At 68.3% G+C, this 23,564-nt stretch carries 19 protein-coding genes; 10 read left to right on the forward strand and 9 right to left on the reverse strand.

Going from position 1 to position 23,564, the window contains the following annotated elements; translation table 11 throughout:
- Positions 1 to 116 precede the first annotated feature (116 nt).
- The 5 genes from ACPTTC_RS18570 to ACPTTC_RS18590 all read right to left on the reverse strand — a co-directional run bounded on the left by ACPTTC_RS18570 (position 117) and on the right by ACPTTC_RS18590 (position 6,451).
- Positions 117 to 968, reverse strand: a complete 852-nt coding sequence (locus ACPTTC_RS18570; RefSeq protein WP_069261021.1) for a carbohydrate ABC transporter permease — start codon at positions 966 to 968, stop codon at positions 117 to 119.
- Positions 969 to 985: 17 nt separating this feature from the next.
- Positions 986 to 1,930 (reverse strand): carbohydrate ABC transporter permease, encoded by a 945-nt coding sequence (locus tag ACPTTC_RS18575; protein ID WP_226197205.1) that lies wholly within the window; start codon positions 1,928 to 1,930, stop codon positions 986 to 988.
- Positions 1,931 to 1,984: 54 nt separating this feature from the next.
- Positions 1,985 to 3,244 carry an ABC transporter substrate-binding protein gene (locus ACPTTC_RS18580; protein ID WP_423393412.1) on the reverse strand — a complete coding sequence of 420 codons (1,260 nt, stop codon included), beginning with the start codon at positions 3,242 to 3,244 and terminating at the stop codon, positions 1,985 to 1,987.
- A gap of 63 nt (positions 3,245 to 3,307) precedes the next feature.
- Positions 3,308 to 5,293 (reverse strand): beta-galactosidase, encoded by a 1,986-nt coding sequence (locus ACPTTC_RS18585; protein WP_423393413.1) that lies wholly within the window; start codon positions 5,291 to 5,293, stop codon positions 3,308 to 3,310.
- Between the two features lie 9 nt (positions 5,294 to 5,302).
- Positions 5,303 to 6,451 carry an ABC transporter ATP-binding protein gene (locus tag ACPTTC_RS18590; RefSeq protein WP_423393414.1) on the reverse strand — a complete coding sequence of 383 codons (1,149 nt, stop codon included), beginning with the start codon at positions 6,449 to 6,451 and terminating at the stop codon, positions 5,303 to 5,305.
- Between the two features lie 189 nt (positions 6,452 to 6,640).
- Here ACPTTC_RS18590 and ACPTTC_RS18595 point away from each other — a divergent pair, with 189 nt between their 5' ends.
- Positions 6,641 to 7,675: a LacI family DNA-binding transcriptional regulator gene (locus ACPTTC_RS18595; RefSeq protein ID WP_423393415.1), complete on the forward strand. Its 1,035-nt coding sequence runs from the start codon at positions 6,641 to 6,643 to the stop codon at positions 7,673 to 7,675.
- Between the two features lie 135 nt (positions 7,676 to 7,810).
- Here the strand turns inward: ACPTTC_RS18595 and ACPTTC_RS18600 are convergent, their stop codons facing one another.
- Entirely contained in the window at positions 7,811 to 9,916 is a 2,106-nt protein-coding gene (locus ACPTTC_RS18600) for a TonB-dependent siderophore receptor (protein ID WP_423393416.1), read from the reverse strand.
- Between the two features lie 435 nt (positions 9,917 to 10,351).
- Positions 10,352 to 10,993 carry a GntR family transcriptional regulator gene (locus ACPTTC_RS18605; RefSeq protein WP_423393417.1) on the reverse strand — a complete coding sequence of 214 codons (642 nt, stop codon included), beginning with the start codon at positions 10,991 to 10,993 and terminating at the stop codon, positions 10,352 to 10,354.
- 92 nt (positions 10,994 to 11,085) lie between these two features.
- Between ACPTTC_RS18605 and ACPTTC_RS18610 the strand changes: the two genes are divergently transcribed.
- Positions 11,086 to 11,562: an OsmC family protein gene (locus tag ACPTTC_RS18610; protein ID WP_423393418.1), complete on the forward strand. Its 477-nt coding sequence runs from the start codon at positions 11,086 to 11,088 to the stop codon at positions 11,560 to 11,562.
- Positions 11,563 to 11,564: 2 nt separating this feature from the next.
- Here ACPTTC_RS18610 and ACPTTC_RS18615 read toward each other — a convergent pair whose 3' ends face one another.
- A complete protein-coding gene (locus ACPTTC_RS18615) occupies positions 11,565 to 12,515 on the reverse strand; it encodes a LysR substrate-binding domain-containing protein (RefSeq protein ID WP_423393419.1) in 951 nt (316 codons plus the stop codon).
- Positions 12,516 to 12,629: 114 nt separating this feature from the next.
- Here ACPTTC_RS18615 and ACPTTC_RS18620 point away from each other — a divergent pair, with 114 nt between their 5' ends.
- From ACPTTC_RS18620 to ACPTTC_RS18655, 8 genes are all read left to right on the forward strand, one after another.
- Positions 12,630 to 14,381: an IlvD/Edd family dehydratase gene (locus ACPTTC_RS18620; RefSeq protein ID WP_423393420.1), complete on the forward strand. Its 1,752-nt coding sequence runs from the start codon at positions 12,630 to 12,632 to the stop codon at positions 14,379 to 14,381.
- A 79-nt stretch (positions 14,382 to 14,460) separates the two neighbouring features.
- Positions 14,461 to 15,822 (forward strand): MFS transporter, encoded by a 1,362-nt coding sequence (locus ACPTTC_RS18625; protein ID WP_423393421.1) that lies wholly within the window; start codon positions 14,461 to 14,463, stop codon positions 15,820 to 15,822.
- A gap of 50 nt (positions 15,823 to 15,872) precedes the next feature.
- Positions 15,873 to 16,802 (forward strand): dihydrodipicolinate synthase family protein, encoded by a 930-nt coding sequence (locus tag ACPTTC_RS18630; protein WP_423393422.1) that lies wholly within the window; start codon positions 15,873 to 15,875, stop codon positions 16,800 to 16,802.
- 25 nt (positions 16,803 to 16,827) lie between these two features.
- Entirely contained in the window at positions 16,828 to 17,757 is a 930-nt protein-coding gene (locus ACPTTC_RS18635; protein WP_423393423.1) for a Gfo/Idh/MocA family protein, read from the forward strand.
- Between the two features lie 73 nt (positions 17,758 to 17,830).
- On the forward strand, positions 17,831 to 18,835 hold the full coding sequence (locus ACPTTC_RS18640) for an arabinose ABC transporter substrate-binding protein (protein WP_175952743.1): 1,005 nt from the start codon (positions 17,831 to 17,833) through the stop codon (positions 18,833 to 18,835).
- Positions 18,836 to 18,855: 20 nt separating this feature from the next.
- Positions 18,856 to 20,409 carry an L-arabinose ABC transporter ATP-binding protein AraG gene (gene araG, locus ACPTTC_RS18645; protein ID WP_423393424.1) on the forward strand — a complete coding sequence of 518 codons (1,554 nt, stop codon included), beginning with the start codon at positions 18,856 to 18,858 and terminating at the stop codon, positions 20,407 to 20,409.
- A 33-nt stretch (positions 20,410 to 20,442) separates the two neighbouring features.
- Entirely contained in the window at positions 20,443 to 21,462 is a 1,020-nt protein-coding gene (gene araH, locus ACPTTC_RS18650) for an L-arabinose ABC transporter permease AraH (RefSeq protein WP_423393425.1), read from the forward strand.
- A gap of 45 nt (positions 21,463 to 21,507) precedes the next feature.
- Positions 21,508 to 22,410: an SMP-30/gluconolactonase/LRE family protein gene (locus tag ACPTTC_RS18655; RefSeq protein ID WP_423393426.1), complete on the forward strand. Its 903-nt coding sequence runs from the start codon at positions 21,508 to 21,510 to the stop codon at positions 22,408 to 22,410.
- 103 nt (positions 22,411 to 22,513) lie between these two features.
- Here ACPTTC_RS18655 and ACPTTC_RS18660 read toward each other — a convergent pair whose 3' ends face one another.
- Positions 22,514 to 23,407 (reverse strand): amidohydrolase family protein, encoded by an 894-nt coding sequence (locus tag ACPTTC_RS18660; protein ID WP_423393427.1) that lies wholly within the window; start codon positions 23,405 to 23,407, stop codon positions 22,514 to 22,516.
- Between the last annotated feature and the right edge of the window lie 157 nt (positions 23,408 to 23,564).

Below are 23,564 nucleotides of genomic sequence, written 5' to 3' on the forward strand. Positions count from 1 at the left end.
AAATTTTGGCTATTGGGCACGGTTCGCCTGGCGTTGCGTAGTCGAAAAAAAGCCCGCCGAAGCGGGCAACCTCACGATGCGGAGGGGGAGATACGAATACGCGGGGCCGCGTGCGCTCAACCTTTGGTCGCACCAAACGTCAGCCCCGCCACAAAATGCTTCTGCATCGCGAAGAACATCGCGACTGACGGCAACGCGGCCAGAATCGACCCGGCCGAAACAAGATTCCACGACGTCGTCCACTGCCCCTTCAACGCGGCCACGCCCGCCGTGATCGGCGCGGCTTCATCGCCTTGCGTGAGACACAGCGCCCAGAAGTAGTCATTCCACACGAACGTAAAAACGAGAATCGCCAGCGCAGCCAGCGCAGGCCGGATCAACGGCAGCACGATCTTCCAGAACACCGTCCATTCCCCCGCCCCTTCGATCCGCGCGGCCTCGATCAACTCGAACGGCAGCTGCTTGATGAAGTTGCGCAGAAACAGCGTGCAGAACCCCGTCTGGAACGCGACGTGAAACAGGATCAGCGCCTCGACCGTATTGAACACACCCAGCCTGAGCGACAAGTCCCGCACCGGAATCATCAACACCTGCACCGGCACGAAGTTGCCGGCGACGAACGTCCCGAACAGCGCGGTACTCCCGCGAAACCTGTAGGTCGCCAGCGCAAATCCGGCCATCGCCGCGAGCGCGATCGACCCGACAACAGACGGCACCGTGATCTGCACGCTGTTCCAGAAGTAATGCAGCATCGGCGACGTCGTCAGCGCGTCGCGATAGTTCTCGATCATCGAGAAGTGCCGTGGCCAGCCCCAGTAGTGGCCTTCGACCAGTTCCTCGGTCGAGCGCACCGACGTGACGAACACCGCGATCATCGGCAGCAGCCAGATCAGCAGCGCAACGGGCAGCGACAACTTGTACAGCCTGCGCGAGACAGGCTTCCATTGAGCAACGGGAGTTGGAAACATGATGGCCACCGGTCAGGTTATTGCTCGTTGCGCAGCAGGCGGCGCAACTGGAACACGATGTAGACGAGCATGATCGCGAACAGCACGACCGCAATCGATGCGGAATAGCCGAGCCGGTAGTACTTGATCGCCTGGTCGTACATGTAATACGCGAGCACGGTCGAGCTCTCGAACGGGCCGCCGCTCGTCATCACCGAGATCAGGTCGAAGCTGCGCAGCGCGCCGATCACCGTGACGACGATCGCCATGAAGGTGGTCGGCCGCAACTGCGGCAGCACCACGTGCCACAGCAGCGCGAAGCCGCGCGCGCCTTCCATCCGTGCGGCTTCGATCTGTTCCGGGTTGAGCGACGTGAGGCCGGTGAGGTACAGGATCATGCAGTACGCGGTCTGCGGCCACAGCGCGGCGAACACGATGCCGAACGTCGCATAGCGCGCGTCGCCGAGCACCGGGATGCCGTGGCCGGCGATCAGCGCGAGCAGCCCGAAGGTCGGATCGTAGAACCACGAGAAGATCAGCCCGACGACCACGCCGGACAGCACGAACGGCGCGAAGAACAGCGACTTCACGAGCCGGATGCCGCTGACTGCCTGGTTCAGGTACAACGCGAGCGCGAGGCCGAGCGGTGGCGCGAGCATGAACAGCGCGAGCCAGATCACGTTGTTGCGCAGCGCGGTGTAGAACGTCGGCGCATGCAGCAGTTCGACGTAGTTCGCGAGACCGACGAAGGTGCGCTCGGTCATCCCGTCCCAGTTGTACAGGCTCAGCCACAGCGTCGACAGGATCGGCCAGATCACATAGACGGCAACCATCGCGCAGGCCGGCGCGAGAAAGAGCCACGCGGCGCGCCGTTGCCGCCGTACGGCGGGTGACGGGCGGCGCGCGGTCAGCACCGTGGCGGATGGCCCGCGCGGCGGCGGCGCGGTGCCGGCGGGCGGGGTGGACGTGATCGGACTGGACACGGCAAGCCTCCTGAACGGGCGCGGCGGCGCGGGGCCGCCGGTTGGGTCACGCGGTCACTTCTTGTAGATGCGCTTGCGGGTCTGTTCGAGCTGCGCGAGCACCGTATCGAGCTGCGCGGGATTGGCCAGGAACTGCTGCATGCCCTTCATCCCCTCGTCGGCCATTTCCTTCGTCATGTCGCGGTCGTAGAACTGCGCGACGCCGCCCTTCGTGTCGGCAAGGATCCGGAAGCCGGTGCGCGAGATCGGATCGGCCGGCTCGGGCGACTTGCTGTTGGCCGACAGCGAGCCGAGCCCTTCCGCGAGTTTCGCGCCCATCTCGGGCGTTTCGACGAACGCGAGGAAGGTGTGCGCGTCGGCCTTGTTCTTCGCCTTCGTCGGGATATGCAGCGATTCGACCGGGCCGTCCTCGGCGGTCGGCACCTTCGGGTCGATGATCGGGAAGCGGTAGTAGCCCATTTCCTGCTTCACGTTCGGCGGGAAGCCCGCTGCGATGAACGTGCCCATCAGCATCATCGCGGCCTTGCCCTGGAACAGGAACGGCTGCGCGCCGTCGAGATCGTAGGACAGCGCGTTGTCGATGAAGTAGCCCGCGTCGATCAGCGATTTCCACGTCGTGTAGACCTTCTTCACGCGCGGGTCGGTGTACGGCACGTCGCCGGCCATCAGCTGCTGGTGGAACGCGTTGCCGTTCAGGCGCAGGTCGAGATAGTCGAACCAGCCGGCGAGCGTCCATGCGTCGCGGCCGCCGACCGCGATCGGCGTGATGCCGGCCGCCTTCAGCTTCTTGCACGCGTCGAGAAACTGGTCCCAGGTCTTCAGCTCGTCGGCGATGCCGACCTTGTGGAACAGGTCCTTGCGGTAGAACAGCCCCCACGAGTAGTAGACGGTCGGCGCCGCGTACTGCTTGCCGTTGTACGACGATGCGTCGCGCGTCGACGCGTACATCGCGCCCCAGCCGTTCTTCGCCCAGTCGCCGCTCAGGTCCTCGAACAGCCCGCGTTTCGCGTAGTACGCCATCCGCTCGCCCGCGTGCCAGTTCACGACGTCCGGCGCGATGGTGGTGAGCCACGCGGGGAGCTGCACCTTGTACGCTTCCTCGTCGACGAAGGTGGCCTTCACATCGATGTCGGGATGCGCCTTGCGGAACGCGTCGAGCGTCGACTGCCAGACCGCGCGCTGGCTCGCGCCCTTGAACGCGATGTTGATCGTCAGCGTGCCGGCGTCGGCGGGCGCCGTCATGCCGAGCGATGCCAGTGCGACAGCGGCGGCCGTGGCGAGCCGGGCAGCGACGCGAAGGGGGCGATGTGTCATACGTGTCTCCAGTTCTGGGTGTCGTTGTACGTCACCGGCGCATCGTGGCGCCGGGGGCGGTTGCTACGAACGGCTTCGATACGCGGCCACGTCTTGCGGCCCGACTTGCGCCGTGCCGAGCACGAACGCGGACGGCGGCACCGCGTCGATCGTGTGCGGTGTGTCGCCATAGTTGAAAACGTAGGTCAGGCCGCCGCGCCGGCTCACGCGCACGCCGTCGCCGAGCGGCGTCGGCGCGAGGCCCGCTTCGGTCGCGACATCGGCGAACAGCCGGACGGTGGTCGCATCGTCGAACAGCGCGGCCCAGTAGTGCAGCGTGCCGTGCGACACGCAGGCCGGGTGACCGTCGGCAAAGCGTGCGCGTACGACGCTGCGCGTGTTGTCGTGAAGCTCGACGAAGTCACGCCAGTGGCGTGCCTCGCCCGCGAGCGGTGCGCCGTCGCGCAGCGTGCCGTCGATCCGCTCGGTCACGTTCGGCCGCAGCGATTCGACGCGCCACACGCGCACCGGCAGGATCGACGCGAGCGGGCCGGGCGGCAGCGTCGGCGGGATCTGCAGGTCGACGGTCTTCGAGCCGGTGCGCGGCCCGAACACCGCATGCGCGCCCGAGGCCGCGAGCCGCGCGGCGAAATCGTCCGGCACGATCGGCAGCGGCGGCACGACGACGAGGCGGTAGCCGTCGAGCGGCGCATGCGCGGACACGATGTCGACGTCGAGGCCGAGCGAGCGCAGCGCCGAGTAGTACTCGAACGCGAAGCGCGGGTAATGGAAATCGGCGCCTTGCGGCTGCACTTCGAACAGCCACTTCGCGTCGTAGTCGAAGACCAGCGCGACGGGGGCGCGCACGGCGCCGTCCGCGTCCGCGCCGGCGTCGTGCACGGCCGCGATTTCGCGCGCGACGCGTTGCGCCTCGCGGCCGCCTTCGTCGAGCTGGTCATCGGGTGTATGCAGGCCCGCATGCATCTGCTCCTGCGCGAACGGCGCCTGCCGCCAGCGGAAGTACGATACGCAGCCGGCGCCGTGCGCGAACGCTTCCCAGCTCCACAGGCGCACCATGCCCGGCAGCGGCGCGGGGTTCCACTGCGCCCAGTTCACGGGGCCCGGCTGCTGCTCCATCACCCAGAACGGCAGCTTCGACATGCCGCGATAGAGGTCGTGATTGAACGACGCGAAGTCGGGGTGGCCGGTGCGCAGCCAGCGCGCCTTCACGTGAGGCGCGAACCATTGCTCCTCGAGCGCGCCGAGCGGATAGCTGTCCCAGGTCGCGATGTCGAGGTCGCGTGCCACCTCGTAATGGTCGAACTCGGTGAACAGCTGCATGAAATTGTGCGCAACCGGGCGGCCCGGCGAATGTGCGCGAATCACGTCGACCTGCATCCGGTGATAGCGCGCGACTTCGTCCGACGCGAAGCGCCGGTAGTCGAGGCGATGCGACGGGTGGGCCTCGGTCACGGTGCCGACGGGCGCGTCGACCTCGTCGAAGTGGCGATACTCCATGCTCCAGAACACGGTGCCCCACGCGCGGTTGAGCGCGTCGATCGTGCCGTAGCGCGCCTTCAGCCACGCACGGAAGCGCACGAGCGCGGCCGGCGAGTAGCTGACGACGGTCTGGTGGCAACCCAGCTCGTTGTCGGTCTGCCAGTAGCGCACGGCGGGGTGGCGGCCGTAGCGCTCGGCGACCGCCGTGCAGATCTGGCGCGACGCTTCGAGATAGGTCGGCGACGAGAAGTCGTAGTGGCGGCGCGAGCCGAACGCGCGCGGCCGGCCGTCCGCGCCGATCGCGAGGATGTCGGGATGACGATCGACCAGCCATTTCGGCGGCGTGGCGGTCGGCGTGCACATCACGATCTCGAGGCCGGCCGCGCCGAGCACGTCGACCGCGCGATCGAGCCAGCCCCAGTCGTATTCGCCCGGCGACGGCTCGATGCGGCTCCACGCGAATTCGGCGATCCGCACCTGCTCGATGCCGAGCGCCTTCATCCGGCGGGCATCGTCGGCCCACATCGTTTCCGGCCAGTGTTCCGGGTAGTAACAGACTCCGAGGCGCATGCCCGATCCTTATGCGTAGTGGTGAACGTGGACATCGGCGCACGCGGGCACCGCGCGGCCGTCTTCGGTGAAGAGATGGCAGGCCGCGGCCGGCGCATGCACGAGCACGCGTTCGCCGCTGCGCACCTGTGCGTCGCCGGGCACCTTCGCGATGAGCGAGTGGCCGCCGGGCTGGTCGAGATGCACGTAGGTCTGCTCGCCCAGGCGTTCGACGAGCGCGACGTCGCGGGCGAGTGCCGTCGCGTCGTGCGCGGCGCCGAGCGTCAGGTGTTCGGGGCGAATGCCGAGCGTCACGGCGGCGCCCGCACCGAGCGCCGCGCCGTCGCGCGGCAGCACGAAGGTTTCGCCGGACGGCGCGAGCGTGACGGCCGTGCGATGCGCATCGCAGGCGGTCACGACGGCCGGCAGGAAGTTCATGCGCGGCGAACCGATGAAGCCCGCGACGAAGCGGCTGGCCGGGTGGTGGTAGAGGTCGAGCGGCGCACCGACCTGCGCGATGCTGCCGTGCTGCGCGGTATCGGCGCCGGCGTGCAGCAGCACGATCTTGTCGGCGAGCGTCATCGCTTCGGTCTGGTCGTGCGTCACGTAGACGACGCTCGCGCGTTCGAACTGCCGGTGCAGCTTCGCGATCTCGATGCGGGTCTGGCCGCGCAGCGCCGCGTCGAGATTGGACAGCGGTTCGTCGAACAGGAATACGCCGGGCTCGCGCACGATCGCGCGGCCGATCGCGACGCGCTGGCGCTGGCCGCCCGACAGCGCCTTCGGCTTGCGATCGAGCAGCGTGTCGAGCTGCAGGATGCGCGCGGCATCACGCACTTTCCGGTCGATCTCGGCCTTCGGCACGCGCGCGAGCTTCAGCCCGAACGCCATGTTCTCGTAGACCGTCATGTGCGGAAACAGCGCGTAGCTCTGGAACACCATCGCGACACCGCGCTCGGCGGCCGGCACGTCGTCGACGCGGCGGCCGTCGATCGACAGCTCGCCCGCGCTCAGGTCCTCGAGCCCGGCGATCATGCGCAGCAACGTCGACTTGCCGCATCCGGACGGCCCGAGGAACACGCAGAACTCGTGCGCGCCGATCTCCAGATCGACGTCGCGAATGACCGGCGCGTGATCGCCGTAGGCTTTCTGCACGCGCCGCATCGAGATGCTCGCCATTGTCTCCGCTCCATGTTCTAATGCGCTTTCATCAGTGATTAAGCGCTTAATCATCGCGATCAAAAAAAGAGCCGATGCGATCGCGGCCGAGTCGCGCCCGTCGGTCGGGCGGCAGGGTGTGCGGCGATAGTGCGCCGCTTCGGTGAGCGAAGCAAATACTGGATCAACGTCTCATATAGTGAGCAAGTCATGGCGACACTCGATGAAGTGGCCCGCCGCGCCGGCGTGACGGCCGCGACGGTCTCGAACGTGCTGCGCAACCGCGGCCGGGTGGGCGACGCGACGCGTGCGCGGGTGCTGGAAGCCGTGGAGGCGCTCGGGTACCGGCCGCATCTCGCGGCGCGGGCGCTGGCGGAAGGGCGCGCGCCGACGGTCGCGCTGATGGTGTCGAGCATCGCGAACCCGTTCTATCCGGAGTTCGCGCTGGCGGTCGAGCGCGCGGTGCGCCGCAACGGGCAGTTCCTGATCGTCTGCAATACGAACGAAGATCCGTTGCAGGGGCGAGCGTATCTCGACCAGATCGCCGGCACGATCTCCGAAGGCATTCTCGTGACCAACGCGAACCTGCATCTGCCGGATCTGCTCGATGTGGCGGCGCGCGGCGTGCCGGTCGTGCTGTGTCTGTGGGAGCGGCCCGATGCGCCGCCCGAAGGGTTGCCGTGCGTGGCGGTGGATTTCCGCGAAGCCGGGCGGATCGCGACGCGGCATCTGCTCGAACTCGGGCACCGGACGATCGGCGTGATCGTCGGCGGATCGGCGAGCGGCGTGCAGGCGGCGCGCTACGACGGCTTCGTCGACGTGATGCGCGAAGCCGGGCTCGATGCGACGATTGTCGCGGCGGAGCCCGATTCGATCGAAGGCGGCGTGCGTGCGGCGGGGCGGTTGCTGGATACGCATCCGCGGTTGACCGCGCTGGTCGCGACCAACGACCTGCCCGCGATCGGCGCCCTGCACGCGGCGGCCGATCGCGGCCGGCGCGTGCCCGACGACCTGTCGATCGTCGGCATTACCGATATTCATCTGGCGAGCGACACGCGTCCCACGTTGACGACGGTGGCGATCCCGACCGCCGAGGCCGCCGGGCTCGCGGTCGAACTGCTCAACGCGCTGCGCGAGGCGGGCGGCCGGATCGACGATGCGTCGCGCGTGCGGATCGCGTCGTTGCCGCGGTTGGTGGTGCGCGGTACGACGGCGGCGGTGTCCGGGCGACGCGCCGCCATGTAGCGGGGGGCGACGTGCGCGGCGTTTTCACGTTGCGGGCAATGGGTGGAGAGGCCCGTGACGTCTGCGATGTGATTGCTTGTCGCGCACCGCACGCACGGTTTGCGTCCGGCGCGCGATGCACGTCGGCCGGCCGTTCTAGAACGAGTACGCGACGGAGGCGAACAGGCTGCGCGGCGCGCCCGGCGTGACCCACAGGCTGTTGTACGAGCTGACGTAGTACGTGCGATTGAACAGGTTGTTCAGCACGACCGACGCGCGCAGATGCTTGTTGACCTGCACGTAGCCGTTGAGCTGCACGGTCGCGTAGGCGGGCAGGTCGAAGCCGTCCTGCGTGTTCGCGGTGTTGCCCGCGCGGCGTCCGACGTAGATCACGCCCGCGCCCGCGCCGGCCTTGTCGACGAGCGGCAGCGCGGTCTCGTACATCAGCAGCGCGCTCCCGCTCAGCCGCGGAATGTCGACGAGGCGTGCGCCGGGCGTCAGCACGCTGTCGTGCGTGACCTGCGCATCGACGTAGGCGAGATTGACGAGGCCGCGCAACCCGTGGCCCAGTTCGCCGTTCCATTCGAATTCGACGCCGCGGCTGCGTACTTCGCCGGCCGCACGCGAGAACCCGGCATTCGCCGGATCGGCGGTCAGCACGTTGCGCTTGTTCACGTAGAACGCGGCGACGGTCGCGAGCCAGCGCGTGCCGGCCCATTTCACGCCGGCCTCGTAGCCGTGCCCCTTCTCCGGATCGAACGCGCGGCCGTTCGCGTCGGCGCCGTTGTTCGGCCGGAACGAATACGCGGTGTTCGCGTAGAACGACAGCGCGGGGCTGGCTTCGTACACGATGCCGAGCCGCGGGCTCAGCGCCGTTTGCAGCTGGGTCGTCGTCACACCCGTCAGGCGATTCTCGACCGACTGGTGAAAGCGGTCCCAGCGCAGCCCGGCGAGCACTTTCCAGTGCGGCCCGAACGCGAGCGTGTCCTGCGCGTACAGGCCCTGGCCGTCGTCGCGCTCGAGCAGGTTCGTCGCGGTGCGCGGCACGGGCGCCGGCTGGCCGTAAACCGGATCGAAGATGTCGATCGCATACGGCGCCGCGGCCGTCGGCGTCGAGCGCGCGACGAACTGGTCGTAGTTGAAGCGATAGGCGTCGACGCCCATCACGAACGTGTGGCCGATGCCGGCCGTGCGGGCCTTGCCGGCCACCTCGACGCGCCCTTGCACGTCGTTCGAATGAAACGCGACCTGCCGGTAGCGGCGCCATAGCGTACGCCCGTCCGGTTGCAGTGCGAACGCCTCGGACGAGCGGCCGGACAGGTCGGTGTCGCGCTGCGCGAAGCCGGCGTTGACCGACCAGTCGGCATTGAAGCGATGTTCGAGCGTGAACTGGTGGCCCGAGTTGCGCACGTCGAAGTCGCCGTCGCGCGGCTCGCCCATGAACCTCGACGCCGGCACCGCACCGAGCTGCCCGTTGACCGCGACCACGCCGCGATCGAGCGGCGCGCGCTGGCGGGCGGTCTCGAATTCATAGTGCAGCGTCGTGTCCGCGCCGATGTCCCACGTGAACGACGGCGCGAACAGGTAGCGCTTGCTCGACACGGTATCGCGGAAGCTGCCGTTGTTCTCGTTCATCGCGACGAAACGGTACGCGAGCGACTGCGTGACGGGGCCGGTCGAATCGAGCGTCTCGCGCAGCGCGCCGTAACTGCCGGCCGACACGCCGACGGTGTTCGAGCGCGCGAACTGCGGCTGCTTCGTCGTGTAGCTGATGAGCCCGCCGGGGTCGCCGCGGCCGTACAGCGCGGACGCGGGCCCCTTGAGGACTTCCATGCGTTCGAGCGTGGCGGTGTCGCGCGGCACGCCGATGCCGCGATTCCACGAGAAGCCGTTGACGAGGTAGTCGGTGCCGGACGTGTTGCCGTCGCCGGCGAAGCCGCGCACCGCGTAGTTGTCCCACAGCCCGCCGAAGTTGTTTTGACGCGCGACGCCGGCGACCCAGTCGTACAGGTCTTCGCCGCGCGTGGCGGCCACGGTCTGGATCAGCTTCTTGTCGACGCTGCTGACCGCGAACGGAATCTCCATCACGTCCGTCTCGGTGCGCGTCGCGCTCGTCGATTCCGGCGCCCGAAACGGCGCCGTCGTGCGCTGCCCGGAGACTTCGATCGCGGGCAGCGACAGTTCCTGAGCGTCGGCGGCGCTCAGGCCGGCCGCGCCGACGACGATGGCCATCGGTGCGGCCGCCCAGTTCTTCCTGCTCATACCCCGTCCCTCAGAGAGTGGTCCGCGTTCGGGCCGCGGGCCGTCTTGCGCCGGCATCCGTGTTCCAAACAGTTCATTTGCGCGCCGAAATCTAATGCAAATGAGAGTTATTTGCAATCGTAAGCTGATCTTGTTGCGCGGGTGCCAAAGGGCGTCGGAGGGAGCGGCGGGACGGTCGGATTTGCCGGGGAGCCTCGGGACAGCGATGGGGTTCGGGGAAGTCGCCGGCGGCTATTGTTTGCGCCGTGCGAATTCGGCAACGGTGGGCGGAAAGCCGAATGACGGCTCACCGACTGGCGCGATTCACGGTAGCGGCGGACAAGCGCGCTGCGCCGTTCGTGCGGGCGCAGCACGCCCCGCAAGTGCGAAGAACCGGGCCGCCCGCACCGGTCGGCAGCGATTGCTCGCATGACCGTGTCCGAACACGTGCCGGCGTCACCCGCCTTCAACGAGCCGCAACACGATGCGCCGGGCCGACTCGAGATGCGCGACGGTCATCGCCCGGGCGCCGCGCGCATTGCGCTCGCGGCACGCTTGCAGGATCTCTTCGTGCTCGAACTGGAACGACGGCGTGTCCGCGAGCAGTGTGGCTTGCAGGCGCTCATATCGTTCGACCTGGCTGCGCAGCTCCGCGATCGCCTTCAACTGCCGCTCGTTGCCGCAGCACGAATACAGCAACGCATGGAATTCACGGTTCAACTCGCCTTGCCGGCGCGGGACGTTCGATTCGCCGAGCAGCCGATGCACGAGTTCGGCGCGAGCGAGCGTCTCGTCGTCGAGCCGCTTCACGCTGCGATGGATCGCGTCGCCTTCGAGCAGCGCACGCATGTCGTAGATCTCCTGCACGTCGGACGCGCTCAGCATCCGCACGACCGCACCGCGATTGCGGAAGATCTCCAGCAGCCCTTCGCGCTCCAGCCGCTGGATGGCTTCGCGCATCGGAATCCGGCTGATCCCGAAGCGCTCGGCGAGGTCGCGTTCAACGAGCCGCTCGCCGGCCTGCAGCTCGCCGTTGACGATCATTTCCCGCAGCGATGCGGCCACCGCGTCCGCCGTCGAATCGAGTCTAGCTTCCATTCCGTGATTCTCCATTTTGGAATAATGGTATACCAAACGGATTTCCGATGCCACAATGACGGCCTCACGTTCCGATACCGAAGGAGACCGAGATGGCGCATGGCGAACACACGTACCGCGTGGCAGTCGAGTGGACCGGCAACCGCGGAACCGGCACGTCGGGGTATCGCGAATATGGCCGCGATCATGTGATCCGCGCCGGTTCGAAGCCGGACATTCCGGGCTCGTCGGACGCGGCGTTTCGCGGCGACGCGGCACGCTGGAATCCGGAGGACCTGCTACTCGCGTCGGCCTCGGCGTGCCACAAGCTGTGGTATCTGCATCTTTGCTCGGAAGCCGGCATCCGCGTGCTCGCGTATGTCGACGACGCCGAAGGGACGATGCTCGACACCCCGGAGCAAGGGCGCTTCACCGAAATCGTGCTGCAACCGCGCGTGACGATCCGCGCGGGCGACGATCGCGAGCTGGCCGAGCGGCTGCATCACGATGCGCATGCGAAGTGCTATATCGCGAACTCCGTGAACTTTCCGATCCGGTGCGAGCCGCGCGTCGAGTGCGCGGCCGCGTGACGTTACAACGCGATCCCGTACACCTCCCGCGCCGCCGCGCGGATCGCGTCGGCCATCACCGCGACGGCCGGTGAATGCAGCCGGTCGGTGCGCGTGATGATCCCGAAATCGTCCATCCGGCAATCCATTTCCAGCGGCAGCACCGACACGATGCCATGTCGCGCGTAGTACAGCGCGACGTCCTCCGCGAGCACCGCGATCATGTCGCTCTGTTCGAGCACCTGCGTGATGAACAGCAGCGCGGCCGTCTCGACGACGTTCGCCGGCGGCGCGAGGCTCGCGCGCTGGAACACCAGCTCGAAGCGGTGGCGCAGCACGCTGCCGGCCGGCGGCATGATCCACGCGGCACGCTGCACGTCGGCGAGCGACAGCGGCGCCTGCGCGAGCAGCGGATGGCCGGGCCGCACGACGGCCGCGACCGGCTCGCCGGTCAGCGGCTCGTAGCGCAGGTGCAGCTTGTCGTGTTCGGCTGACAGCCGGCCGAGCACGATGTCGAGCTTGTCCTGCGCGAGGTGTTCGAGCAGCGCGTTGCTCGTGTCGATCGCGACGGACACGCGCACGTTCGCGTGCGTGTCCTTCACCGCGGCGACGGCCGGCGGCACGAGCCGCAGGCCCGGCGACGTGATCGCGCCCACCGCCACATGGCCGAGATGGCCGGCCTTCAGCGCGGCCAGTTCCTCGTGCGCCTGGTCGAGGCTGCCGAGCGCCGCGCGTGCGTGGCGGATCAGCGCGTCGCCGTACAGCGTCGGCCGCATCCCGCGCGGCAGGCGTTCGAACAGCACCGCGCCGATCGATTCCTCGAGTTCGCGCAGCAGCTTCGACGCGGCCGGCTGCGTCATGTTCAGCGCGGCCGCCGCGCGGTGAATGCTGCCTTCGTCGGCAAGCGCGACGACCAGCAGAAGCTGGCGCGTCTTCAGGCGGCCACGGTTTCCCCACGGGCTGGCTTCGGGCATCGTACGGGTTTATATCGATATCGAATTGGATATCGTAATCGACCAAAACGTCATTAGCGAGTTATCAAAATTCTGCCTAGACTGCGCCGGTATCCCGTCACCACAGGACTGACGATGTCGGCAACAAAACCCAGGTTGCGCTCCGCCCAATGGTTCGGCACGAACGACAAGAACGGCTTCATGTACCGGAGCTGGATGAAGAACCAGGGCATCCCCGATCACGAGTTCGATGGCCGGCCGATCATCGGCATCTGCAATACGTGGTCCGAACTGACGCCGTGCAACGCGCACTTCCGCAAGCTCGCCGAGCACGTGAAGCGCGGGATCTTCGAGGCGGGCGGCTTCCCGGTCGAGTTCCCGGTGTTCTCGAACGGCGAATCGAACCTGCGGCCGTCGGCGATGCTCACGCGCAACCTCGCGTCGATGGACGTCGAGGAAGCGATCCGCGGCAACCCGATCGACGCGGTCGTGCTGCTCGCCGGCTGCGACAAGACCACGCCCGCGCTGTTGATGGGCGCGGCGAGCTGCGACGTGCCGGCGATCGTCGTGTCGGGCGGCCCGATGCTGAACGGCAAGCTCGAAGGCAAGAACATCGGGTCGGGCACGGCCGTGTGGCAGCTGCACGAAGCGCTGAAGGCCGGCGAGATCGACCTGCATCACTTCCTGTCGGCCGAAGCCGGGATGTCGCGCTCGGCCGGCACCTGCAACACGATGGGCACCGCGTCGACGATGGCCTGCATGGCCGAGGCGCTCGGCGTCACGCTGCCGCACAACGCGGCGATTCCGGCCGTCGATTCGCGCCGCTACGTGCTCGCGCACATGTCCGGCATCCGCATCGTCGAGATGGCGCTCGAAGGGCTCGTGCTGTCGAAGATCCTGACGCGCGCCGCGTTCGAAAACGCGATCCGCGCGAACGCGGCGATCGGCGGTTCGACGAATGCGGTGATCCACCTGAAGGCGATCGCGGGCCGCATCGGCGTGCCGCTCGAACTGGAAGACTGGATGCGCATCGGCCGCGACACGCCGACGATCGTCGACCTGATGCCGTCGGGCCGCTTCCTGATGGAGGAGTTCTATTACGCGGGCGGGCTGCCGGCCGTGCTGCGCCGGCTCGGCGAAGGCGGGCTGCTGCCGAACCCGGATGCGCTGACGGTGAACGGCAAATCGCTGTGGGACAACGTGCGCGAAGCGCCGAACTACGACGACGAGGTGATCCGCCCGCTCGACCGGCCGCTGATCGCGGACGGCGGCATCCGCATCCTGCGCGGCAATCTCGCGCCGCGCGGCGCGGTGCTGAAGCCGTCGGCGGCGAGCCCCGAGCTGTTGAAGCACCGCGGCCGTGCGGTGGTGTTCGAGAACCTCGACCACTACAAGGCGACGATCAACGACGAGGCGCTCGATGTCGATGCAAGCTCGGTGCTCGTGCTGAAGAACTGCGGGCCGCGCGGTTATCCGGGGATGGCCGAGGTCGGCAACATGGGGCTGCCGCCGAAACTGCTGCGCCAGGGCGTGAAGGACATGGTGCGGATTTCCGACGCGCGGATGAGCGGCACCGCGTACGGCACGGTCGTGCTGCACGTCGCGCCGGAGGCCGCCGCCGGCGGGCCGCTCGCGGCCGTGCGCAACGGCGACTGGATCGAGCTCGACTGCGAGGCCGGCACGCTGCATCTCGACATCACGGATGACGAACTGCAGCGCCGCCTGTCGGACGTCGATCCGACCGCGGCGCCGGGCGTGGCCGGCCAGCTCGGCAAGGGCGGCTACGCGCGGCTGTATATCGATCACGTGCTGCAGGCCGACGAGGGGTGCGACCTCGACTTCCTGGTCGGCACGCGCGGCGCGGACGTGCCGAGCCACTCGCATTGAGCGGCGTGCGCGAAACGCGGCACAGGTGAAGCAGGACAGACCGGCGACGACGCCGGCGCAGCCCACCCATGGAGACACGATGACGACGACGCAGCACCCGTCCGCGACACCCGCCGCGGCTCAATCCGGCCCGTCGGCCGCCGTCGACGAACGGCAGTTGATGCGCACGCTCACGCGCAGGCTGGTGCCGTTTCTCGCGCTGATCTACGTGGTGGCCTACGTCGACCGCACGGTCGTCGGCTTCGCGAAGCTGCACATGAATGCGGCCGTCGGCCTGGGCGACGCCGCGTACGGGTTCGGCGCGGGGCTGTTCTTCATCGGCTATTTCCTGTGCGAGGTGCCGAGCAATCTCGCGCTCGGCCGCTTCGGCGCGCGCGTGTGGTTCGCGCGCATTCTCGCGACGTGGGGCGTGATCACGATGGCGATGGCGCTCGTGCGCGGGCCGGCCAGCTTCTACGTGCTGCGCTTCCTGCTCGGCGCGGCCGAAGCCGGCCTGTATCCGGGCATCCTGTATTTCCTCACGCAGTGGTTTCCGATGCGCGGCCGCGCGCGCGTGATCGGGCTGCTGGTGCTCGCGCAGCCGATCGCCGGCATCGTGACGGGGCCGCTCGCGGGCTGGCTGCTGTCGACGCACGGGCTGTTCGGGCTGTCGAACTGGCAGGCGCTGTTCGTCGCCAGCGGCCTGCCGGCCGTGCTGCTCGTGTGGCCGACGCTGCGGCTGCTACCCGAATCGCCGGATCGCGCGCGCTGGCTGAACGATGACGAGCGGCGCTGGATCGCGCGCCAGCTCGCCGCCGATCGCGACACGTTCCGCCCCGACGCGCACCGCAACCCGCTCGCCACGCTGGCCGACCGGCGCGTGCTACTGCTCGCGGCGCTGTTCCTGCCGTTCCCGCTGTGCATCTACGGGCTGTCGCTGTGGCTGCCGACGATCATTCACGCGTTCGGCGCGGGCGACACGGCCACCGGCCTGCTGTCCGCCGTGCCGTACCTGTTCGCGGTGGTCGGGCTGCTGGTCGTGCCGCGTCATTCGGATCGCGCGCGCGAACGCTACTGGCACATCGTCGTCGTGTCGGCCGCCGCGGCGCTGACGATGGCCGCCAGCGCATGGGCGCGTCAGCCCGCGCTGCAGTTCCTGTTCATCTGCCTCACCGCGTTCTCGCTTTACTCGATCCAGGCCGTCGTCTGGGCGCTGCCCGGCGAGTTCCTGACCGGGACGAGCGCGGCGGTCGGCATCGCCGCGATCAATTCGCTCGCGAATCTCGGCGGCTATGTCGGGCCGTACGGCATCGGCCTGATCAAGCAGGCAACCGGCAGCCTCGCGGCCGGCCTGTATTTCCTCGCGGCGACGCTTTTGTTCGCGGTGCTGATCACGTTCGTGGTCCGCGCGACGCTGCGAGCGCCGCAGTCGGCCGCGGGCGCGCTCGCCCGCGAATCCTGAACGCATTGCTTTCCGGCTGAATGCCGCTTCGACCGACGCAGGACCGAACCATGACCTCGAGCAGCACGCCGCGCTATCGCGGCATCTTCCCCGTCGTCCCGACGACGTTTACCGACACCGGCGAGCTCGACCTCGCGAGCCAGAAGCGCGCGGTCGATTTCATGATCGATGCGGGCTCGGACGGGCTGTGCCTCCTCGCGAACTTCTCCGAGCAGTTCGCGATCACCGACGACGAACGCGACGTGCTCACGCGCACGATTCTCGAACACGTGGCGGGCCGCGTGCCGGTGATCGTCACGACGTCGCACTACAGCACGCAGGTGTGCGCGGCGCGCAGCCTGCGCGCGCAGCAGCTCGGCGCCGCGATGGTGATGGCGATGCCGCCGTATCACGGCGCGACGTTCCGCGTGCCCGAAGCGCAGATCTTCGAGTTCTACGCCCGCGTGTCCGACGCGATCGCCATCCCGATCATGATCCAGGACGCCCCCGCGAGCGGCACCGCGCTCGCCGCGCCGTTCCTCGCGCGGATGGCGCGCGAGATCGAGCAGGTCGCGTACTTCAAGATCGAGACGCCCGGTGCCGCGAACAAGCTGCGCGAGCTGATCCGGCTCGGCGGCGATGCAATCGAGGGGCCGTGGGACGGCGAGGAGGCGATCACGCTGCTCGCCGACCTCCATGCGGGCGCGACCGGCGCGATGACGGGCGGCGCGTATCCGGACGGCATCCGGCCGATCCTCGCAGCATGGCGCGACGGGCGCCACGACGACGCGTACGCGCGCTACCAGGCGTGGCTGCCGCTGATCAATCACGAGAACCGCCAGTCCGGGATCCTCACCGCGAAGGCGCTGATGCGCGCAGGCGGCGTGATCGCGTGCGAGCGGCCGCGGCATCCGATGCCGGAACTGCATCCCGACACGCGCGCGGAACTGCTCGCGATCGCGCGCCGGCTCGATCCGCTCGTGCTGCGCTGGGCGCACTGAGCGATACGCGAAGGAGACATGCACGATGAATGATCAGGTTTCGCTGGGCGTCGTCGGGATCGGCAAGATCGCGCGCGACCAGCATCTTCCGGCGATCGCCGCCGAACCGGGCTTCACGTTGACGGCTTGCGCGAGCCGCCACGCGGAAGTCACCGGCGTGCGCAACTATCGCGACCTCCGCGCGCTGCTGGCCGCCGAGCGCGAGCTCGACGCCGTGTCGCTGTGCGCGCCGCCGCAGGTGCGCTACGCGCAGGCGCGTGCCGCACTCGAAGCCGGCAAGCACGTGATGCTCGAGAAGCCGCCGGGCGCGACGCTCGGCGAAGTGGCCGCGCTGGAGGCGCTCGCGCGCGAACGCGGCCTTACGCTGTTCGCGACCTGGCATTCGCGCTGCGCGAGCGCGGTGGAGCCCGCCCGCGCGTGGCTCGCGACGCGCACGATCCGCGCGGTGCAGGTGCGCTGGAAAGAGGACGTGCGGCGCTGGCATCCGGGGCAGCAGTGGATCTGGGAGCCGGGCGGCCTCGGCGTGTTCGATCCGGGCATCAACGCGCTGTCGATCGTCACGCGGATCCTGCCGCGCGAGCTCGTGCTGCGCGAGGCGACGCTCATCGTGCCGAGCGACGTGCAGACGCCGATCGCGGCCGAACTCGATTGCGCGGATACCGACGGCGTGCCGGTGCGCGCGGAATTCGACTGGCGGCACGGCCCGCTCGAGCAATGGGAGATCGCGGTCGATACGGCCGACGGCGTGCTCGCGATCAGCCGCGGCGGCGCGCAATTGTCGATCGCGGGCGAGCCGGTCGAGCTCGGGCCCGAACGCGAGTATCCGGCGCTGTACGCGCACTTCCGCGCGCTGATCGCGCGCGGCGCAAGCGATGTCGACGTGCGGCCGCTGCGGCTCGTCGCCGATGCGTTTCTGTTCGGGCGGCGCGTCCAGACCGACGCGTTCGGCCGATGAACGTGCCGGCGCGCTGCGCCGCGGCCGCGCACGACGAATGATGAAGACCCCAGTCGATACAAGGAGACACGACATGAATCGCACGATTCGCCGCCATACCCTGCGCGCGCTGCTGGCCGCGCTTTGCATCGCGCCGCTCGGCATGCAGGGCGCCGCGCGCGCCGACGCGCCGCTGAAGATCGGCTTTCTGGTGAAGATGCCCGAGCAGGCCTGGTTCATCAACGAGCAGAACGCGGCGTCCGCGCTCGGCCAGAAGGAGAATTTCTCGGTCGTGAAGATCGGCACGCCCGACGGCGAGAAAGTGCTGGCCGCGATCGACAACCTCGGCTCGCAAGGCGCACAGGGCTTCGTGATCTGCGCGCCCGACGTGCGCCTCGGCCCGGCGATCGCCGCACGCGCGAAGCGCTACAACATGAAGTTCGTGACCGTCGACGACCAGCTCGTCGATTCGACCGGCAAGCCGCTGCCGAACGTGCCGCACCTCGGGATGTCGGCGACCAAGATCGGCAACCAGGTCGGCCAGGCCATTGCCGACGAGATGAAGCGGCGCGGCTGGAAGCCCGAGGAAGTCGGCGCGCTGCGGATCACGAACTACGAGCTGCCGACCGCGAAGCTGCGCACCGACGGCGCGACGCAGGCGCTGCTCGCGAACGGCTTCCGCAAGGAAAACATCTTCGATGCGCCGCAGAAGACGACCGACGACGAAGGCGGCTTCAGCGCGGCAGCACCCGTGCTCGCGCGCCATCCGAACGTGAAGAAGTGGGTGGTCTACGCGTTGAATGAGGAAACCGTGCTCGGCGCGGTGCGCGCGACGGAGCAGCTGCACATCCCGGCGGCGGACGTGATCGGCGTCGGCATCAACGGCGCGGGCGAAGCGTTCGCCGAATTCCAGAAGAAGGAGCCGACCGGCTTCTACGGGACGATCGCCGTCAGCTCGACGAACCACGGCAAGGACAGCACGCAGAACCTCGTCGACTGGATCCGCAACGGCAAGACGCCGCCGCCCGACACGCAGACGAGCGGCAAGCTGATGACGCGCGCGAACTGGCAGGCCGTGCGCGCCGAGCTCGGCATCTGAGCACGCGGGGCGAAAACGCCATGACGATGCAGACGATGACGGCAGTGTCCCGCCACGACGACGGTGAAGCCGGCGCACTGCCACAGGACGCCCCGCTGCTCGCGCTCGACGGCATCACCGTGACGTTCCCGGGCGTGCGCGCGCTCGACGCCGTGTCGCTGTCGGTACGCGCGGGCGAAGTGCACGGGCTGATGGGCGAGAACGGCGCGGGGAAATCGACGCTGCTGAAGGTGCTGTCCGGCGTGAACCAGCCGCAGGCCGGCACGCTGACGCTGAACGGCACGGAGCAGCGTTTCGCGTCGACGCGTGCGGCGCTCGAGGCCGGCATCGCGATCATCTACCAGGAGCTGCATCTGGTGCCGGAGTTGACGGTCGCGGAGAACCTGATGCTCGGGCAACTGCCGAGCCGGCTCGGCGTGGTTGACGAACGCACGCTCGCCGCGCGCGCACTCGATGCGCTGGAGCGGCTCGGCGAGCACATCGATCCGGGCACCCCGGTGAAGTATCTGTCGATCGGCCAGCGCCAGATGATCGAGATCGGCAAGGCGCTGATGCGCGACGCGCGCGTGATCGCGTTCGACGAGCCGACGAGCTCGCTGTCGGCGCGCGAGACCACGCAGCTGTTCCGGATCATCCGCGCGCTGCGCGCCGAAGGCCGCGCGATCATCTACGTCACGCACCGGATGGAGGAAGTCTACGAACTGTGCGACCGCGTGACCGTGTTTCGCGACGGCCGCCGCATCGACACGTTCGATTCGGTCGCCGATCTCGACCGCGACCGGCTGATCGGCTGCATGGTCGGCCGCTCGATCGAGGACGTGTACGGCTACCGGCCGCGCATGGCCGGCGACGTGCTGATCGAGGCGAAGGGGCTGGCGGGGCCCGGGTTGTCCGAGCCCGTGTCGTTCACCGCGCGGCGCGGCGAGATCGTCGGCTTTTTCGGGCTCGTCGGCGCGGGCCGCTCGGAGCTGATGAAGCTGCTGTACGGCGCCGCGCGCCCGAGCGCGGGACATGTCGAGCTGAACGGGAAGCGGGTGGCGTTCGGGAGCCCACGCGACGCGGTACGCGCCGGCCTCGCGCTGTGCCCGGAAGACCGCAAGCAGGAGGGCATCGTCGCGATCGCATCGGTGGCCGACAACCTGAACATCAGCGCGCGCCGGCATTTCAGCCCGGCGCGGATGCTGCTCGACACGCGGCGCGAGCGCGAACTCGCGCAACGCTACATCGAGCGGCTCGCGATCAAGACCCGCGACGGCGATACGCCGATCGGCGCGCTGTCGGGCGGCAACCAGCAGAAGGTCGTGCTCGCGCGCTGGCTGGCCGAACGCATCGACGTGTTCCTGATGGACGAGCCGACGCGCGGCATCGACGTCGGCGCGCGTGCGGAAATCTACAACCTGTTCTACGAACTCGCGGAAGCGGGCCGCACGGTGATCCTCGTGTCGAGCGACCTGGCCGAGGTGATCGGCGTGTCGGACCGGATCATCGTGATGAAGGAAGGACGGATCGCGGGCGAGGTCGCGAAGGCGCAGGCGACGCCCGACGCGCTGATCAAGCTCGCGCTGCCGCGCTAGCGCCCCGCAACGATCAACCGGAATGCAAATGACATGAGCCAGGCAATGCAACCCCAACGTACCTCTCCATCCCCCGATGCCACCGGCGTGCCCATGCGGGCGCGCGGCGGCGTGTGGCAACTGATCAACCGTTCCGGCATCGTGATGGTGTTTCTCGTGCTGTTCGCGACGCTGTCGCTGACGGTGCCGGACTTCCTCACGCCGCGCAACATCCAGGGCCTGCTGCTGTCGGTCACGCTGATCGGCTCGATCGCGGTGACGATGATGTTCGTGCTCGCGCTCGGCGAGGTCGACCTGTCGGTCGCGTCGATCGTCGCGTTCTCGGGCGTCGTCGCGTCGACGCTGATCACCGCGACGCACAGCGTGCTGTTCGGCGCAGCGGCCGGCGTGCTCGCGGGCGGCGCGGTCGGGCTCGTGAACGGCGTGCTGATCGCGCGCTACCGGATCAATTCGCTGATCGTCACGCTCGCGATGATGGAAGTCGTGCGCGGGCTCGCGTTCATCACGTCGAACGGCGACGCGGTGATGATCTCCGAGGAACGCTTCTTCGACCTCGGCGCCGGCTCGTTCCTCGGCATTTCGTATCCGATCTGGAGCAACATCGTCGGCTTCGTCGTGTTCGGCTTCCTGCTGCGCAAGACGGTGTTCGGCAAGAACGTGCTCGCCGTCGGCGGCAACGGCGAGGCCGCGCTGCTCGCGGGGCTGCCGGTGATGCGCATCAAGATCACCGTGTTCGTGCTGCAGGGGCTCGTGACGGGCTTCGCCGGCGTGATGCTCGCGTCGCGGATGAGCCTCGGCGATCCGAAGACGTCGGTCGGCCTCGAGCTCGGCGTGATCTCCGCGTGCGTGCTCGGCGGCGTGTCGCTGACGGGCGGCGTCGCGACGATTTCCGGCGTGCTGGTCGGCGTGCTGATCATGGGCGCGGTGCAGGACGCGATGAGCCTGCTGAACGTGCCGACGTTTTACCAATATCTGATACGCGGCGGAATTCTGTTGCTCGCGGTGCTGTTCGACCAGTATCGTCGCAACCAGCGGCGCGCGATGAAGATCTGACGAAAGTGCGGCCGCCTGCGGACACGACAGATATCGGGAGACGGCATGCAACAGATTCATCCGGCCGGGCAGGCAATGCTGCTGGCCGACAGCCGCAACACGCTCGGCGAAGGCGCGACGTGGTGCGATGCGACGCACGCGCTGTACTGGACGGACATCGAAGGCGCGCAGTTGTGGCGATGCCGCGCGGACGGTTCCGGCCTGACGTCGTGGGCGATGTCCGAGCGGCTCGCGTGTTTCGCGCTGACCGACGATCCGGACGTGCTGCTCGTCGGGCTCGCGACGCATCTCGCGTTCTTCGACCTGCGCAGCGGCGCGTTTACGCGGATCGTCGACGTCGAACCCGATCTGCCGACGCGGCTGAACGACGGGCGCTGCGACCCGTTCGGCGCGTTCGTGTTCGGGATGAAGGACGAAGGCGGCGAGCCGCCGCGCGCGGTCGGCGGGTTCTACCGGCTCAATCCGGATCTCACGCTCGAACGGCTCGCGCTGCCGCCGGCGGCGATCGCGAACAGCATCGCGTTCTCGCCGGACGGTTCGAGGATGTATTTCTGCGATTCGCTCGTTCGCGAGATTTTCGTCTGCGACTACCGCGCGGGCGGCGACGTCGCGAACGTGCGGCCGTTCGCGCGCCTGACCGACCCGGACGGCGACCCCGACGGCTCGACGATCGATCGCGACGGCGGCCTGTGGAACGCGCAATGGGGCGGGCGGCGGGTCGTGCGCTACGGGCCGGACGGCGTCGAGACGGCGCGCGTCGACGTGCCGACCGCGCAGCCGAGTTGCGCAACGCTCGATGGCGAAGGCCGCCTGTACGTGACGAGTGCGCGCGTCGGGTTGAGCGGCGATGCGCTGGCAAGCGATGCACATGCGGGCGGTGTGTTCGTCGCGCAGACGCGGCACGCGGGGCTGCCGACCGCGCGGTTCACGCCGAAGCGCGCCACCTGAGCGCCACGGCGCGGCGAGCGGCCGGCGGGCGCGGCATCGTCGCACGACCGCACCGGCCGCGCCGGCCGCCGCGCCACGATCGGCGCATTCGCCACTCGGCGCATCATTCGCGCGGCGCGTCGAGCCCCAACCCCAGCAACGCCACCGCGTTGTTCTTCAGGATCAGCGGGTGCACGTCGGGCCGGAACCCGGCGCCGTGGAAATCCTCCAGCCAGCGATCCGGCCGGATCAGCGGAAAATCCGACGCGAACAGCACCTTGTGCCTGAGCAGCGTGTTTGCATACTTGACCAGCTCCGGCGAGAAATACTTCGGCGACCATCCCGACAGGTCGATGTAGACGTTCGGCTTGTGCAGCGCGATCGACAGCGCTTGCTCCTGCCACGGCCACGACGGGTGCGCGATCACGATCTTCATGTCCGGGAAGTCGGCGGCGACGTCGTCGAGATGGATCGGTTCGGAGTACTTCAGACGCAGCCCACCGCCGCCGCGCATGCCCGACCCCATCCCCGAATGCCCGCTGTGAAACACGGCCGGCAGCCCGTATTCGGCGATCACCTCGTAGATCGGATACGCGAGCCGGTCGTTCGGAAAGCACCCCTGCATCGTCGGGTGGAACTTGAAGCCCTTCACGCCGTGTTCTTCGATCAGGCGACGCGCCTCGCGCGCGCCGAAGCGGCCCTTGTGCGGGTCGATGCTCGCGAACGCGATCATCACGTCGGCGTTCTCCTGCGCGAACTGTGCAATTTCCTCGTTCGGAATGCGGCGCCGGCCGATGTTCGTCTCGCAGTCGACGGTGAACATCACGAAGCCGATGCGGCGCTCGCGGTAGTACGCGATCGTCTCCGGAATCGTCGGCCGGCGGCCCTGCTTCAGCACCGTGCCGAAGTACTTGTCGGCCGCGTCGTCGAATGCCTTCGCGAACAGGTCGGGCGGCTGGCAGCACGACACTTCGGCATGCACGTGCGTGTCGATGGCGATCAGGTTGCGGATGTCCAAGCGTGTCTCCTCATGTCGTGAAGCGCAGGCGCCGCGCGGCGCGAAACCGCGCGTTCGTGCCCGTTTAGGGGTTTGTCCCGAGCCGCTTCCATTCTACTTTACATATCAGGTTACCTGATAGTAAATTGGCATCGAGTCGCGTAGGGCGGCACGGTCA

Origin of the sequence: Burkholderia mycopellens, from assembly GCF_964265025.1 — a bacterium.
Lineage (GTDB): Bacteria > Pseudomonadota > Gammaproteobacteria > Burkholderiales > Burkholderiaceae > Burkholderia.